11 protein-coding genes and 1 pseudogene are annotated in these 16,111 nt (G+C 43.1%); 9 read left to right on the top strand and 3 right to left on the bottom strand.

Annotated features, from left to right (window positions below):
* Positions 1-305, bottom strand: a 305-nt coding sequence (locus HUU58_14420; protein NUN46868.1) for a hypothetical protein, incomplete at its 3' end; no start/stop codon positions are given.
* A gap of 231 nt (positions 306-536) precedes the next feature.
* Between HUU58_14420 and HUU58_14415 the strand changes: the two genes are divergently transcribed.
* The 4 genes from HUU58_14415 to HUU58_14400 all read left to right on the top strand — a co-directional run bounded on the left by HUU58_14415 (position 537) and on the right by HUU58_14400 (position 4,611).
* Positions 537-2,009, top strand: coding sequence for a hypothetical protein (locus HUU58_14415; protein NUN46867.1), 1,473 nt, complete (start codon positions 537-539; stop codon positions 2,007-2,009).
* Positions 2,010-2,146: 137 nt separating this feature from the next.
* Positions 2,147-2,704: a fasciclin domain-containing protein gene (locus tag HUU58_14410; GenBank protein NUN46866.1), complete on the top strand. Its 558-nt coding sequence runs from the start codon at positions 2,147-2,149 to the stop codon at positions 2,702-2,704.
* 197 nt (positions 2,705-2,901) lie between these two features.
* Entirely contained in the window at positions 2,902-4,101 is a 1,200-nt protein-coding gene (locus HUU58_14405) for an aminotransferase class I/II-fold pyridoxal phosphate-dependent enzyme (protein ID NUN46865.1), read from the top strand.
* A gap of 99 nt (positions 4,102-4,200) precedes the next feature.
* Positions 4,201-4,611 carry a hypothetical protein gene (locus HUU58_14400; GenBank protein ID NUN46864.1) on the top strand — a complete coding sequence of 137 codons (411 nt, stop codon included), beginning with the start codon at positions 4,201-4,203 and terminating at the stop codon, positions 4,609-4,611.
* On the opposite strand, the gene HUU58_14395 is transcribed toward HUU58_14400, so the two are convergent.
* Together HUU58_14395 and HUU58_14390 are read right to left on the bottom strand one after the other, a co-directional pair.
* Positions 4,574-5,026 carry an IS3 family transposase gene (locus tag HUU58_14395; protein ID NUN46863.1) on the bottom strand — a complete coding sequence of 151 codons (453 nt, stop codon included), beginning with the start codon at positions 5,024-5,026 and terminating at the stop codon, positions 4,574-4,576. The genes HUU58_14400 and HUU58_14395 overlap by 38 nt on opposite strands.
* 23 nt (positions 5,027-5,049) lie before the next feature.
* Positions 5,050-5,223 (bottom strand): transposase, encoded by a 174-nt coding sequence (locus HUU58_14390; protein ID NUN46862.1) that lies wholly within the window; start codon positions 5,221-5,223, stop codon positions 5,050-5,052.
* A gap of 80 nt (positions 5,224-5,303) precedes the next feature.
* Between HUU58_14390 and HUU58_14385 the strand changes: the two are divergent.
* The 5 genes and pseudogenes from HUU58_14385 (at position 5,304) to HUU58_14365 (ending at position 16,091) form a co-directional block, all read left to right on the top strand.
* A pseudogene (locus tag HUU58_14385) lies at positions 5,304-5,561 on the top strand (transposase).
* 123 nt (positions 5,562-5,684) lie between these two features.
* On the top strand, positions 5,685-6,857 hold the full coding sequence (locus HUU58_14380) for a hypothetical protein (protein NUN46861.1): 1,173 nt from the start codon (positions 5,685-5,687) through the stop codon (positions 6,855-6,857).
* A gap of 250 nt (positions 6,858-7,107) precedes the next feature.
* Positions 7,108-10,899, top strand: coding sequence for a response regulator (locus HUU58_14375; protein ID NUN46860.1), 3,792 nt, complete (start codon positions 7,108-7,110; stop codon positions 10,897-10,899).
* A 250-nt stretch (positions 10,900-11,149) separates the two neighbouring features.
* Entirely contained in the window at positions 11,150-12,037 is an 888-nt protein-coding gene (locus HUU58_14370; protein ID NUN46859.1) for an MBL fold metallo-hydrolase, read from the top strand.
* Positions 12,038-12,089: 52 nt separating this feature from the next.
* Positions 12,090-16,091 carry a T9SS type A sorting domain-containing protein gene (locus HUU58_14365; protein ID NUN46858.1) on the top strand — a complete coding sequence of 1,334 codons (4,002 nt, stop codon included), beginning with the start codon at positions 12,090-12,092 and terminating at the stop codon, positions 16,089-16,091.
* Positions 16,092-16,111 lie beyond the last annotated feature (20 nt).

Below are 16,111 nucleotides of genomic sequence, written 5' to 3'. Positions count from 1 at the left end.
CCGATCCATGCACCGGCGGCAAAGACGATACTAACATCTGAGCCACGTGGAAATATTCCTCCGGCATTATTGCCATTACCATCACTATCGGGACTGTCATACATAAAGGATCCCTGATTACGCATGGCGTAACGCCAGTTACCGGCATTGATGAATTTGATGTCAACAATATCCGGTTTACGCAGTTTGAGTTTGAGGCGGGTCTTGGCGTCAATGCCTGCTAGTGATTTCGAAAGAGGGGTTATCTGAAATACGATTAAGGCTGCAAACCATAAAAGCATAAGAGTGATTAATCGGTGGTGCATAAAATATTCCCTTTGCTTCGTGATGTTCATATGTAGAGTTCGGATTTATCTCAAAAACTTACAGGTTTTTTTAAATATTTTTATTTGAGTACACATGTAAGTATTCCATAGTATAAACATACCTTACTATCCAAGCATACCCTATCTTTGGTAAATTTTTAAAAAGCTTTCGATTATGATTTAGGAAATGAGCATCTTCTGGATAAACAAATTGAGGAATGTGATATAGCAATGGGAAAAAAATACAAATTCACCTTAGGCATTATTTTGTTTTATTTCTTTTTGATGATTCCTGAAGAAACATGGATAACTTCAGAATCGGATATTATTCAGTCTTTTACATGGAATCAGGACAGTTTGTGGCAAACGCTAGAGCGCGAATTTGTAGCATCACGTAATGAAAAGGGCTTACAAACGGACAAATTGATTCAACAATCCATGGCTCAGTTACAACGCATGGCCGACACACTGAATACTAATGCTGTGAGTCCAAACGACGCGTTGTTTTGGCATATTGAGCGGAGCGTTTATTATTTAGCTACCCGCGTTGCGGTAAAGCCGGAATACGTTGCTGATTTTTCGCGTGTTATTATGAGTTTGCGATTCGCCGTAAAGAGGCAAAGCCGTAGTTGGGATATGACCGATCGTATCACTAGAGAAAGACTTTATCGTATTTTGTACGGTATGCGTACGGCACTTGAAGAAGTTCTACTACAATCGCAGACCGAAAAACTTACGGAGCTTAGTTTCGGGCATGCGGAGTCCTCGGTTACACCACATGCCGAGGTATTGGGTGTTACGTTGCATAGCGGTGATATTTTGGTATCACGCGGCGGTGCGCCGACATCGGCATTGATTGCCCGCGGTAATGATTTTCCGGGTAATTTTTCGCATGTCGCGCTTGTGCATATTGATTCGGCGACCGGAAAAATTTCATTGATTGAGGCGCATATTGAGAAAGGCGTTGCAATCGCAACATGGGATGAATACATCGCCGATAAAAAATTACGCATTTTGATCTTGCGTCCGCGCTATGATATTCCTGTTTTGGCCGGCGATCCGATGGCGCCGCATAAAGCGGCGGATTTTGCCCTTCAGGCGGCCTTGCAAAAGCACATTCCGTACGATTTTGTTATGAACTACCGCGATCATGGCGCATTGTTTTGTTCCGAGGTGGCTTCGTCGGCGTATGAATCGGTAGGAATCGGTTTGTGGATGGGTATTTCGCGTATCACGTCGCCGGGTACCAAACAATGGTTGTCGTATTTCGGTGTTCGGCATTTTGAAACACAGGAACCGGCGGATCTCGAATACGATCCGCAACTGCAAGTCGTAGCCGAATGGCGAAATGCATCTGCGCTGTTACAGGATCAACTGGATAATGCCGTGATTGATATCATGCTGGAAGATGCCGATGCCGGCAAACCGATAGAGTATAACATGTGGTATTTACCGCCGGCCCGAATAGCAAAAGCCTATTCTGTAATTCTAAATTTTTTTGGAAAAGTCGGGCCAATCCCGGAAGGAATGAGTGCAACGGCGGCTCTGCGCAATCAGTGGTTTTCAGAGCGGCATCACGCCATTCGTGCAATACTTAAGGACGAAGTAAAAAAATTTACCGAGGAAAAGCAGTATTTCCCTCCGCTATGGGAACGCCACCGACTGGCACGCGTAGCCAAAAACAAACTTGATATGATGAACTAATCAGCTGGGTGGAAAAGAAAAAGTATAAAAATTTTTTAATTAAAGATTTAAGACTCTTTTGACTTTAATTAAAATAAAATATATATTTAATCAGGTTCAAAACGTGAACCGCTATGATAAAATTCAGGAGAAGTTTTATGAAACGTTTAATGATGTTGTTAGTGATTACCGGCATCGTATTGAGCGGTTGCCAATCCCCATCGAAGCCGTCGGATAACTCGGACAAGGGCGGCGCCAATATGCCGGCCGGTATGTCGGCTGTGAATGACAATGTATCACAGAAGAACATTGTTCAAATTGCTCTCGGCTCCAAAGATCACACGACGCTTGTCGAGGCACTCAAAGCCAGCGGCCTTGTGGATGTATTGGCCAATCCCGGCCCGTTCACGGTTTTTGCGCCGACGAATGCGGCGTTTGAAAAGTTGCCCAAAGGAACCGTCGAAGAGCTTTTGAAACCGGAGAAAAAAAGTGCGCTTAAAAACGTATTATTTTATCATGTGAATGTGAGTATCTTCAAATCCGAAAGTTTTCGTGACGGTCAGGTAATGAATATGTTTAGCGGTCAGCCGGCGACGTTTAGCGTCAAAGACGGCAAAGTTATCGTCAATGGTAATGCTACGATCATTGCGTCCATTCCTGCCTCTAATGGGATTATCCATGTGGTGGATGGCGTTATGCTGGCCCCGGCAAAATAGCATTTGTATTATATTTAACCGTTTTGTGAAGATGCCGTACTTTTACAAGACGGTTTTTTGTAGTGTGATATTAAATAAAATAATTATGTAGTTATTTAATTATTAAAAAACTTTAAAGCGTTTATTGACAAATATCATTGGATGTAGAGCGTATTTGCCTTTTTTTCTGATGAAATACTTCAGGAAAGGGCGTTGCTATGAGTTATGATCCCATGCTTGCGATACAAGATCACTGGGTATTCGGTGAATACGGCGATGTCAATCCGTCCATTACCGATTCTTCGACATATACTTTTATGTCACCGGATAAAATGCGTGAATTGTTTGATCACGAAATCGAAGGTTGTTTTCTATATTCGCGCCACTGGAACCCGATCAATAAAGAACTTTCGCGTTCACTGGCAGCCCTCGAAGCCAGTGCATCCGCTCAGGTAACGGCGTCCGGCATGGCCGCCATCAGTTCGACCATACTCCAATCATGCATGACCGGCGATGAAGTGATATGCAGCCGTACGGTGTATGGCGGGACGTACGCGCTATTCAAAAATTTTCTTCCACGACTCGGGATCAAAGTTCATTTTGTCAATATGCAAGACATTCCTGCCATTCAAAAATTAATCTCTTCCAAGACGCGGGTGATCTATACCGAAGCGGTGAGCAATCCTTTGCTGGAAGTAGCCAATATACCCGCGCTTGCAAAACTGGCGCATACGCATAAGGCAAAACTCGTGGTTGATAATACTTTCAGTCCTATGACCATTTCGCCGATTCGCCAAGGTGCGGATGTGGTGGTTCACAGTTTGACCAAATTTATCAACGGTACGAGCGATTGCGTAGCGGGCTGCATCTGCGCCAGTGACGAATTCATCCATCAACTCACGGATATCAATTCCGGAGCATGTATGCTTATGGGGCCTGTGCTTGATAGCATGCGCGCAGCGAGTATTCTGAAAAATTTACATAGTTTGCATATTCGCATCCAACAGCATAGCCGTAACGCGCTTTATATTGCCACGGAGCTTGAAAAATTGGGGTTACGGGTATATTATCCTGGGCTGCCGTCGCATCGTCAACATGAACTCCTTAAGTCTATGATGAATGAACAATTCGGATTTGGCGGTATGCTGGCGATTGATGCCGGTACATCGGAAAAAGCTGAAACTTTGATGACGCGGATGCAGCAAGAAAAAGTCGGATACCTCGCTGTGAGTTTGGGTTATTTTAAAACGCTATTCAGCGCTCCCGGGCATAGTACCTCATCCGAAATTCCGGAAGAAGAGCGTCAAGCGATGGGGCTCGGTGATGGTTTGGTTCGTATGTCCGTCGGTTTAGATAGCGATATCGGTCGTTCGTTTGAGCGTATCAAAACCTGTTTGTCGGAATTAAAACTGATTTAAAATCATTTATTCAACCCGTTGTGTGAATTAAAGTAATATAATGTTGGCATGAATTTGGCTGTACTAAAAATGAATTTGAAATTTTTAGGAATCAAATTCATGCACAACTTCAAAGAAACATTCGCTCGCGTACTCAAAATGGTACATCAACATTTATCAGACCGTTTCGATGGGCATGGTAATATCCCTAAACCCGGCCCTCGTCCTAAATTATCCGATGCCGCTGTGATGGCCTTGAGTCTCAGCAGTGAAATTCTTTCCATAGACAGCGAAAACCGTTTGTTTACGCATCTTCGGCGATACCCCAAAACAATTCCTGCACTTATTGATCGCTCCGGATATAATGTACGCCGCCGTAAATTGTTTTCTTTTATCGAAAGCCTGCGTCAACGTATCGTACAAGAACTTAACCTCGACCCATTGGTATTCATCATAGACACTATGAACTTGCCACATAAAAGTGGACAGTTGGTTAAGCGACAAGTGTTAATAAAGATTCCATTTCCATAGGCGTTCTGTAATCCAACGCCGAATGTAAACGTTTTCGATTATACCAAATTTCGATATATTCAAATATCTGCATGCGAAGCTCTTCATACGTCAATTTTTGATACCCTTTTGGTAATTCCGTTTTAAGGGTTTTAAAGAAGGATTCCGCTACAGCGTTGTCCCAACAATTACCTTTGCGGCTCATACTCTGACATATTCCATAACTAGCCAAAAGATTACGAAAAGCTTCAGCCGCATACTGACTACCCCGGTCAGGAAAGATCATCGCATGAGCAGGCTTACGCTTAATACATGCCATTTGAAAGGCTGTAATGGCCGTAGCTTGACTCGTCATAGATTGAGAAAATGACCATCCTATGATCTGACGATCAGCCAAGTCCATCCGCCAATTCTCGCTTGAGACGTACAATTTCATCCTCATTAGTCCGGCTATGGCCGTTACCCGGAAAATTTTTTTTCACCGCTTGTTTCAAACTCGCTACGCCAACGATAAATCAATGACGGACGCAAGCCTAATTCGGAGGCTAACTCCACTATACTACCACGCTGATAGCTTAATCGCACGGTCTCAAGCTTATACTCGCCTGTGAACTGCCTTATGATAATGTGCATGATTCTGACCTCATTTTGTTAAGTTAATTTACCTTAACTCAGTGTCCTTTACAATATAGCAAGTCCATACCTCGGCCCGTATTAACCTGCAAACACCTATGCGTGCCAATCAAAAAAAATATGTTAAACAACCTTCCATCCTTCGTAAATCACGTAAACGGATTGAAACTCTTTTTTCGCAACTCTGTGATCAATTTATGATCCAGCGCAACTATGCCAAATCCTTGGATGGCTTTAAAACTCGAATACTTTCCAAAATCACGGCGCTAACTATTTCGCAACTCTTTAATCATCAAAATCAAAAAAATCTTAACCTTATCAAATATGCTTTCGCTTAATTCACACAACGGGTTATTTTAAATATTGACATTTTAAAAATAGTTTTTTAGCTTGCAACATCATAGAATAAATTATTTTCAATATCGGTAGCATACTTAATCTTTAGGAGTAGGAGGGATTTCATGAAAAAGCTAAGTGTAGGTGGGTTGATTCTTGTTTTCTTGTTGTCATGTGAGAATAAGGATGTACAGGTAAATCAAGATGTTGTACAGAAAAATGATTTTGATAATTTAGAGATTGTCCCGGAATTGAGCGATGGGCATTCAAATACCTATATAATGTCACAGAACAATCTTTTTTTGGATAAACCTCCAGGAGATGAAGGCGGCGGAACACCCCCCCAACCTGTAACTTATATTACTACTATTGATCCGTTTGAAAGATGGACATTAGAGAAGGAATTCAGCTCTTACTGGAACCAGACATGGTATTTTTACAATAGATCGCTTGATGGTGTTAGAGTTCTTGGAGAGGATATTGATACTCCTTCGGCTGGAGATACTAGATACCTATATCGAAGAGGATTGTATATTTGGAACACTGGTGCAATAGTTCCAGGATCAACGATATACAGTATTCAAGGTTTTTCGACTATGTACACATATTATAATGATAATGGCGCTAGTAGTCCATTTGCGCACTTACAGCTAACAAATTTTGTCAAAACATCACTTAAACCGTCTTTTGTCAATGGTAATAATACAAATCTTGATGATATTTTTAATGCAATGTCAAATAGTAATACATCATATGGTAATTTTCAAAATGATATCTTGACCTTGAATTCAACTCCTGGTTCAGATTTTTATAATGATTTTATAAGCAGATTGCCAGATGGATGGATGGCTTTTGGATTGATAAATCCGGACGGAAATTCTTATAGGAAATTTATAAGCGGAAAGCTATCTTTGCAGGTAACTTGGACACCGCCATCAAGTTATATTCTCGGACAAAGATATCCTGTCAATGGGGTAAATGGGCAAACAATTTCAACATACGAATATATTCCGAGAATGAACGGTTATGATCCGAGTGTTTATGGTTATTCAGTTGCCAGTTTGACTTATCAAGCTATAAATACAAATGAGTATGTTGCTGTCAGTGTTCAAAATTCTCCAGTCAAAAAAGGAATTATTTCACTTGCATTAGGATCGTGCTATCCTAATGAAAACCCGCCTCCTGGTTATTGTTTACCAAGTGGTCGAGTAATTTGGACTGCAGTTCTCACAAGACAGGGGTATCCAAATATCACAATAACTTCTACCGTGCATATGCAATACGATCCAGTGCAGTAACCTAGTGAAATTTTCATCTTTAAGTTTAAGATCATACGGCTAGGTACTGGATATGCCTATCCGAGCGGCACACAGGCGCAAATTGCAACGGCGCTTATGCAGAAGCTGCAAACGCTCGGCGCGGCTTCGTAACCTGAGGTTATAGTGATTATAAAAAGCAAGGCTGAGAGCCTTGCTTTTTTTTTGACCGTTTTCAACTTTTTTGCATACATTGCTACATCTAAGTAGTTAGTATTGGTTATCTGTAAATATGCGTTTTACATTTTCTTTTGTTGTACTTTGGTTTGCGGTCATAGTTTCCGCTCAGGATATCCCGCCGCGTATTACCATCTATAATCCCTCCGGAGCTCACCCGCAGAGTTTTGATATTACGCAGGATTCCAGCGGCATTATATATGTGATAAACTATAACGGTGTATTTACGTTTGACGGGGCGCGGTGGAAAAAAATCAACGGTCTACTTAATGAAATTGATATTAATCAAATAAAAATTGATGAACGAACCGGAAAATTATTTTATGGCGGATTTCAGCAACTAGGTTATGCTGATTTTGAACGCGGTCAGCCGCGCGTGGTATCGCTTAAACCCTTGGTCCCGGCGCATACGCCGGTTGATCTTAATCGTGATGTACTTATACGTGGTGATGAAGTCATTTTTATTGATCGGAATGCCATATTCCGATATCACGGGGATTCGATAACATCTCGGCGGCCTAAACAATTTTTCGGAACAGGTAATATTTCTCAAAATCGAATTTTTGTTAATTATTTCGGTGACACAGATCAGGGGATAGCAGAGGTCATCGGGGATTCACTTGTTCCATTACCATACTTTAAAAATGTTCCGAGGGTATATTCCGTTTTGATAAGCGGCGAAAATAAAATTGTTGCCAGCACGACGTACGGAATTTCAGTATGGGTAAACGGCGAAGAAAGGCTTGTATATCCGGCGAAAGATGTCCGAAGCGGGATTCATTTATCGGATGGAGGATATGTTTTCAGAACACGTTCCGAAGGTGTAATTTTTTTTGATTCCACACTAACCCAATTTAATATTATCAATGAGGATAATGGTTTATCCGTTAATTCTACGCGTAATGTTATGGAGGACCGTGAAGGTAACGTATGGGTTGTAACGGAAGATGGTATTAATAAAATAGATCGTTCGCCGCTAAGCGTATTACAAAAACAACATGGTATAAAAGGCTGCGTTTACGCTATAGCCCAAACAGGTCGTAATTTTTATATCGGTACGCTCAATGATCTTTACCGAATTGAAAACGGGAAAGTTATTCCTCAAAATTTTGGCCGGATCAACGGCGGCGTCACGGTAGGAGATAAACATTATTTTGCCTCCGGACGAGGTTTGTTGTCTATTGAAAAAAATGGACAGTATAAACTAATTGCAAATACTCCCGATGCGACAAGTATTGCCGTACTGGATGAGCGTTTTTTAGTGCTTGGAAAGCGTGTGGGGTTGTCGTTGTATGATCAGTTTGAAAATCGTGAAACACCTATTCCAAATACAGACGATATTGCCGGCGTTGCGCAGCTGAGAAGTGATCGAAAGGGTTTTTTATGGGTCGAATCGGATTACGGCAGGGTGTACAAAGTTGATTTGAAAAACATGAAAACTCACGCGTTTGATGAAGCATGGCGCATGGTGCTGAGCGCCGATTCGATGATTTTTATGAAGCGCCATGATTCGCTTTTTAGATATGATTACCGAATAAATGAATTAGTGGTTAGTACATCATTCTTTCCGGATACGACAAATATCATCAAAGCACTTCAGGATAATATCGGTACTATTTGGCTTTTTACTTCATCCGCCGTTTGGAATGGGCATCGCGAAGGCGTCTCGTGGCGGTGGGATAACCATCGGTATTGGCGTATACATAATCATACCCAACAATTTGCGCCTAACGAAGTGTATCGTGATCAGCAGGGCTACGTATGGTTTCTTACGGACGACGGTATATTGCGTATGGATTTGTCCCGTATCGTGCGTTCGCAAACATTTCATACGGTCATTTCACGTTTTAGTATAGGGCATGACTCATCGCTTATTATTAATGACCGGCGTTTTGAACCTATAATATTGCCCTATGCGTTTAATTCGGTACGCATCGAGTACGGAGCCACGTCATATTTTGATGAAACCATGACCCGTTATCAAACGTGGCTTGAAGGTTTTGAATCAGAGCCAGGTGATTGGAGTGTTGAAGCGTTGCGCGTTTATTCTAATCTGAGCGAAGGCGATTATGTATTTCATGTGAAAGCAATCAACGCTCAACATGTCACCCAGTCAACGATGTTGCGATTCACGATTCTTCCACCGTGGTTCAGGACTTGGTGGGCATGGTTGCTATATGGTACGATTTTTATGGCGATGGTTACGGGAATTGTGCGGTGGCGATATTTTCAGATTATGCGTGAAAAGGGACGGTTAGAACGTATTGTTGAAGAGCGTACGCATCTTTTATCCGTGCAGACGCAAAAATTAGAAGCACTGGATGCGCAGAAATCACGTTTTTTTGCAAATATTTCTCACGAATTCCGAACGCCGTTAACCTTAATACAAGGCCCGCTGGAATCAATGAAAGAAAAACCGGCGGATGAAATTACTATAGAATCCATGCTTCGCAATACACGCAGACTCTTGCGATTAGTTAATCAGCTTCTTGATCTTTCAAAAATCGAACACCGCCAGATGAAGTTGAGAGCTTATCGTGGTAATTGGGATTTCATAAAACCGGTGGTATTTTCTTTTGAATCATTAGCCGATAAAAAGAAATTATCGCTGACACTTGACTTAACCCCTGATCTTCCGATTATGTATCGTGATCGCGATGTCATCGAAAAAATATTATTTAACCTGCTTTCCAATGCGATCAAATTTACAAACGAGGGCGGTGTATCTGTTAAAGTATATGCGAACGAAGGCGCGTTGACAATAGATGTCGAAGATACGGGTATCGGTATCAGTGAAACCGATTTAGTTTTGATTTTTGATCGTTTTTATCAAGCCGATCATTCGGGTACGCGTGCGTACCCCGGTACCGGCATAGGACTCGCATTGGCCAAAGAGTTAGCGCATCTCCATCATGGATCGTTGACAGCGCGGAGCCGTCAAGGAGAGGGTACGGTTTTTAGCTTTACGATACCGATCATCGAACAAAGTATACCCGATGACGAGCGCACCGAATCGGAGACGCATTCCCAAGAAAGCGCGCCCGAATGGGATGATGTTGCCGGACCGATTCAAAGCACCACAGCTGCCGATACGGATGCCGATAAAAATACGTTGTTGATCGTCGAAGATAACGATGAAATACGTCAATATATCCGCGGTATAGTGAGCAATGATTATCGTGTCATTGAAGCTGCGGACGGCGAAGACGGTATGGCGGAGGCCTTGCGAAGAACACCGGATATTATTATTTCTGATGTGATGATGCCCCGAAAAGACGGTATTACATTATCACGGGAGTTGAAATCCGATCGCCGAACCAGCCATATTCCTCTTATTCTATTGACGGCCAAAGCCGATACCGAAGATAAGATTGAAGGATTGGAGACCGGGGCCGATGACTATCTGGTAAAACCGTTTAACGAAAAAGAATTGCGAACGCGTATAGCCAATCTGATTCAGAGCCGGAAACTTTTGCGTGAAAAATACGCCAAAGAAATTTTTATCAAGGATCAGGATTTTGAAGGTGAAACACCGGACGATCTTTTTTTGAAAGAATTAACGCAACTCATACAGTCGAACCTGTCGGATCCTGAATTTAGTGTTGAGGCGATCAGTGCAAGATTGGCCATGAGTCGCTCTCAAGTTTATCGCAAATTAGTCGCGCTTACCGATACCACTCCATCCGAACTCATACGAAAACTACGTTTGCGGAAAGCCAAAAGTTTGCTGGAATCACAAGCCGGTAATGTGACGCAGGTCGCCTACGATGTCGGTTATACCAGTTTGTCACACTTTACCAAAGCTTTTCGCGATGAATTTGGCATAAATCCCTCCGATACGATCTGATCTAAAATCTTTAAAAACAATCTCCGCAACATAAGTTGCAACAAAACCGCTAATAATTGACCCACTACCGTTAGCGCGCATCTCGTCTTATCTGTAAATTTTCACTATCAAAATTTGATTGAGTTAATCTGGATTAACGCGGACGTAGAGTTGATCTATTATTATTATTAATAGTTAACCAACTTCGTGAATCTTTGATTCGGTAGGATTGTGTAATAATACTCATGTGCTCATGTGGAAGGAATTCAAAATGTTTTGGAATTGGTTTTTAGCGAGCGGACTATTTTTATCTCTTAACAGTAATCTTTTCTCGCAAGCGCAGGATAGTATTCGTATTCGCACCGTACCCGTCGCCGGTAAGGTGTGGATGATGGATTGTGAAAACGGATTTGGCGGCGGTAATGTAGCTGTGATGGCCGGTGATGAAGGTGTCTTGTTGGTGGATGCGATGTACGCCTCTATGACTGAAAAAATGAAAAAAGCGGCCACTTCGCTTTCCAATTTACCCATCCGGTGGGTGGTCAATTCGCATTTTCATCGTGACCACATCGAAGGAAACAAAAATCTGCGTACATCTGCGGTTATTATAGGACAGGAAAACATAGCCAAGCGTTTGCGTAGTAAGCATACCCAAACCACACCGACTCTGGATATGATGCCGAGCGTATTTTTATCGGATAGTCTTATCCTAACCGTCAATGGGGAAGATATTCGCATTATTCACATACCCGGAAGTCACACGTCAGCCGATGTCGTGGTGTATTTTACTCAATCCAATGTACTTCATCTCGGTGATTTATTTTTTCATGGCATGTTCCCGGGCGTGTACAGTGACGGCGGAGGGAATATTCACCAATTGATTGCATCGCTGGACAAAATAGAAAAGATGTTTCCTGCGGATGTCAAAATCATACCGGGGCACGGGCCATTGGCTACGATGCCAGCGCTGCATGAATATATCATTATGCTCAAAGAGACCGTAACAGCTGCGGAAGAAGGCCTAAGGAATAAACAAACGTCGGATCAACTTTTGAAGACCCCCGTATTTCAAAAATATAATTACCTCGGTGAAGGCGGAGCTCAGACTACGGAGCAGTATATAAATATGCTGTACAAACTACTTTCAGAATCAAAATAATTCTCATCGTGAGCCGTATGCCCACATCAAATAAAGGATTCCAATGAATTATATGGCGGTTGTTATGTCACGCATGTTGAGTCAAGCGCGAGTGCTTTTATGGATGCTTATAGGCCTTTGTATTCAAAGTGTAGGGATGTATTCATCCTACGCGCAGCAGTCTTTTTTGGTAACCAATGGTACGGATGGCCCGAATCCGGGCCCTGAAGGATCGTTACGACGCGCCGTATATGAAGCTAATACCTGGCCGGGACAAGATAATATTATCATTAATCATAGCGATATCCTCTTGACATCCGGTTCGCTCATCGTCACGGAAGGTGTAAAAGTAAGTTCCGGAGAACTGCCGTCGGAGCATTTGTTTAATAATTGGGGCTTGCATGCGGATGATCCTTTGAATGACACACTATGGACGATTCAAGCCGGACAGATGGTTGAGATAATAGGACTCAATATGTTCGATGCTAAGATTGGGGTTTATATCGCAAGTAACGGATGCTTTATCACGTATAATAAAATATCAAACTGCCGTACCGGTATTTACATCAAGGGGCAAAATAATGGTATTCTTAACAATGCCTTCGGTTTTGCAAAGCCGTATCCGTATTCGAATTATGCGGCGATCGAGCCGAACGGTACGGCCATAGCGGATCATTCGTCGGGGTTTAATACGTTTTTGGGAAATTATTTTGCCGCGAGCAGTGAAACAGAATTGTATATCGGCGCCACGGCGCGTGAAGACGGCGTGTACGGTAACTATTTTGGATTCAACAATCCGAGCATTCAATCCGATACGGTGTTTAGCAATAGAGCGCTGACTATACACGGGCAAGCTACTAAAATCGGAGGTAAAAAGGACGGTTCGTACGTCAATCCCAATGTTTTCGCGAGTTACTTGACCTATGGCGAAGTGCATTCCGATAGTAACGTCATCATGGGCAATATTTTTGGATTGCAACATGACGGCCAAACGCCGGCGCCATTTTTGGCCGCCGGTTTGACGATTTATGGCGACGATAACCTGATTGGCCACCACACACGACCGGGACGTAATGTGTTCGGTAGCGGTGAAAACGCGTCGGCATTACTTCTTATACAAGCGCATCGCAATACCATCATCGGTAATTATTTTGGTACGGACAGTACGGGTCTCAGCGCAGGCCGGCTTAATCGGGGAATTCAGTTGGTGTCGGGGAGTTCAGAAAATATTATTGGCGGAGCGACGGTCGGAGAAAGGAATGTTTTTTCCACAACGCAAGTGGATATCTACGTTCAGGACGGCACCGCCAATCATATTCTTGGTAATTATTTTGGTTTGAATGCAGACGGAAGCGCTACGTTAGTACGTGGCGGTATTGGCGTCGAGAATGCGGCATCGGGATTGATCTTGGGCGATGGCAGCGACGACGGTCGTAATTATTTTGTCAATAAAGGTACGGCAATCAACACGCATACATCTTCCCGCGCTATCGAAGTGCAGAACAACGTTTTCGGGCTTATGCCGGATGGTGTGACGGTAGAACCGAACAATACGGCACTGATCTTGTGGGGCCATGCCAGTGTAGTACATCGAAATATATTTGCCGGAACCAATGCCGGTCGCGCAATACAGGTGTTTGCCGATTCATGCTTTTTATCGGGAAATATAATAGGGGCTGATGTTTTGGGTAACGGCCCCAAAGGATTTAATATCGCTTTAGAAATCAACGGAGAAAATAATCGCATCGGATCGCGCACGTCAGGCGAAGGAAACAGTATCTCCTGGTCCACGCAATTGATTTCAATTGGGATCGGGGCGAATCACAATCATATTGAAGGCAATGCTATCGGTCTTGGTATCGAAAATCAAATACGCGGCGGCGGGCACGGAATATCTGTTAATCAGGCTCGCGGTAACACCATCGCTTATAATAAAATCGGTTCGATAATTAATGCGGTTAATTTATCAAATACGTATAACACGCACATTCACCATAATGCTATTGGTGTAGCCGATTCACTGGGTACTATTCCGCGTGGGAATAGCGGCGTTGGGATTAGCATCACATCGAATACATTCGGCACTTTGATCGAACATAATACTATTGCCTATAATAATATTTCAGGTATCAGTATTGTCGATGTGGAGTCCAACAGTAATCGGTGGTATTGGAATCGTATTTATGAAAACAAAAGCGGTATTACGCTGCCTTCCAATTCAAAGAACAGCGTAACGCCTCCTCACATCATGGGTGGGATTGCGAATGTAGGCGTGTGGGGAAAAGCACAGCCGGGTTCGCGTGTTGAACTATTTTTAGATGAGCCCGGAAAAACACAAGCTTCGGATATTATCGGCGGTACGTACGCGGATACACAAGGTACGTGGGCAATTTCGGTTCCGGGATTATCGGAAGGTCAAACACTTGCGGCCACACAAGACAGCGCGTTCAATTCGTCCCTATGGTCAACGCGCTATATCCCTTCATCGGCGGGTAATATACTGGAGCGTGATCATAGTTACAGAGCTGTAATTTCTCTCGGAAGCATCAAGGCCTTTGATAGTATTTCCGTTCCATTACGGTTTTATGCGGATGCCGGTTCCGTTATTTCACAAATTGTGATGTATTCCGGTGATGTGTTTAGTTGGGACGGAAAAAATGCGGATACGCTGGATCATAGTTACCCCGATACGTTGATCGGATGGGTCAAATTTAAACCTGAATCCGAAGGTGTTTTTTCGGACACACTACGTGTCGTGTACGATAGCCGAGTATTTGCGTTGACCTTGGAGGGCGTCGCGACAGAACCTTCGGTACTTACATCGGAAGAACTTCAATATAGTTTTCCCAATACACGCGTAACCTATGTCTCGAATCGTCAGGTAGAACTGTATGCTCCCAAAGCGCCTCTAAATGTAACGGCTATTCGATTAGCGCGTGCCGGAACATCCGGTTATAGTTTTGATGGAAGCAGTTTACCGTATTCGATTGATAGCGATACGTTGCGCGTGGGTGTACATTTTACACCGTCGGCGATAGGTGTATCTCTGGATACGCTCATTCTTAGTCACGACGGATACCAGCGCGAACTGCGAATTCCTTTGCAGGGATTGGGTTTAGAAAATCAGGCACCGGTGGTGCACACCGGTCTTTTGCGAAGTACGGTTCTAAAAGATCGGATTGAGTTTTACGCTGTATCGGATGAACCACTATCGTCGGTTTCGCTAAAAATCAATAACACGACAGTCCCGCTACAGATCGTACCGGCGCATACGCGTATGTATCGAGCTGAATACGAAATCACAGCCGACGGGGAATTGGCTTTTGAAGTGACGGCCAATGATACGATCCTCAATCAAGCCATTGCTCTCAAAACATATGTCGTAGCCGATCTGGGTTCCGGCAGTACAAGTGTACTTCGTTCCGGTCAAGCGGAAATGCGTATCCTGAAATCATCAGCGCGCGCCGAAGGTTATTTGATTCTTTCAGAGATTTCATCGGACAACGATTTGACCAATAACGGATCAAACATTTTGCAAACTTGCGAAATCTTATCAACCGCTTCGCAGTCGTGGGCTTCGGAGTTAAGTTTTAATATCACCCCGGCACATCGGAGTGATTGGAATCTTACAATTCCCGGATTTTCTACAAAACATTTGAAAATTACACGATTAGATGCTACGGGTGGTTGGGAACGCTCTATGATCACGCACGCCGATGAAAACCGAGTATATACCAGCATCAATGAAAGCGGGCGATATGCGCTCGTATATGATTCATCCTTTTCGGAGATACCTAAGTCGTTAGATTTGGCACAGAATTATCCGAACCCATTTAATCCGAGCACAAGCATTCGATTTGGCCTTGCAAATGATGGCTATGTGCGCATCGCCGTATATAATATGCTTGGTCAAAAGATTCGCAATTTGATTTCCGAACAGCGAACAGCCGGTTATCATAACGTGATGTGGGACGGGAAAAATCAGAAAGGATCGGCGGTGCCGAGCGGTATCTATATCTACCGATTAGAGACGGTTGACGGCATACTTTCCAAAAAAATGGTATTACTCAAATAAAACATCAAACCTATAATCAC

Source organism: bacterium (assembly GCA_013360215.1).
Taxonomy (GTDB): domain Bacteria; phylum CLD3; class CLD3; order SB21; family SB21; genus JABWCP01.
This window is presented reverse-complemented; position numbering and strand designations above follow the sequence as displayed.

What these genes read in the sequence shown, in the direction of transcription:
- HUU58_14415 (NUN46867.1), top strand. Translation starts at nt 537, where the DNA reads ATGGGAAAAAAATACAAATTCACCTTAGGCATTATTTTGTTTTATTTC.
- HUU58_14410 (NUN46866.1), top strand. Translation starts at nt 2,147, where the DNA reads ATGAAACGTTTAATGATGTTGTTAGTGATTACCGGCATCGTATTGAGC.
- HUU58_14405 (NUN46865.1), top strand. Translation starts at nt 2,902, where the DNA reads ATGAGTTATGATCCCATGCTTGCGATACAAGATCACTGGGTATTCGGT.
- HUU58_14400 (NUN46864.1), top strand. Translation starts at nt 4,201, where the DNA reads ATGCACAACTTCAAAGAAACATTCGCTCGCGTACTCAAAATGGTACAT.
- HUU58_14395 (NUN46863.1), bottom strand. Translation starts at nt 5,026, where the DNA reads ATGAAATTGTACGTCTCAAGCGAGAATTGGCGGATGGACTTGGCTGAT.
- HUU58_14390 (NUN46862.1), bottom strand. Translation starts at nt 5,223, where the DNA reads ATGCACATTATCATAAGGCAGTTCACAGGCGAGTATAAGCTTGAGACC.
- HUU58_14380 (NUN46861.1), top strand. Translation starts at nt 5,685, where the DNA reads ATGAAAAAGCTAAGTGTAGGTGGGTTGATTCTTGTTTTCTTGTTGTCA.
- HUU58_14375 (NUN46860.1), top strand. Translation starts at nt 7,108, where the DNA reads ATGCGTTTTACATTTTCTTTTGTTGTACTTTGGTTTGCGGTCATAGTT.
- HUU58_14370 (NUN46859.1), top strand. Translation starts at nt 11,150, where the DNA reads ATGTTTTGGAATTGGTTTTTAGCGAGCGGACTATTTTTATCTCTTAAC.
- HUU58_14365 (NUN46858.1), top strand. Translation starts at nt 12,090, where the DNA reads ATGGCGGTTGTTATGTCACGCATGTTGAGTCAAGCGCGAGTGCTTTTA.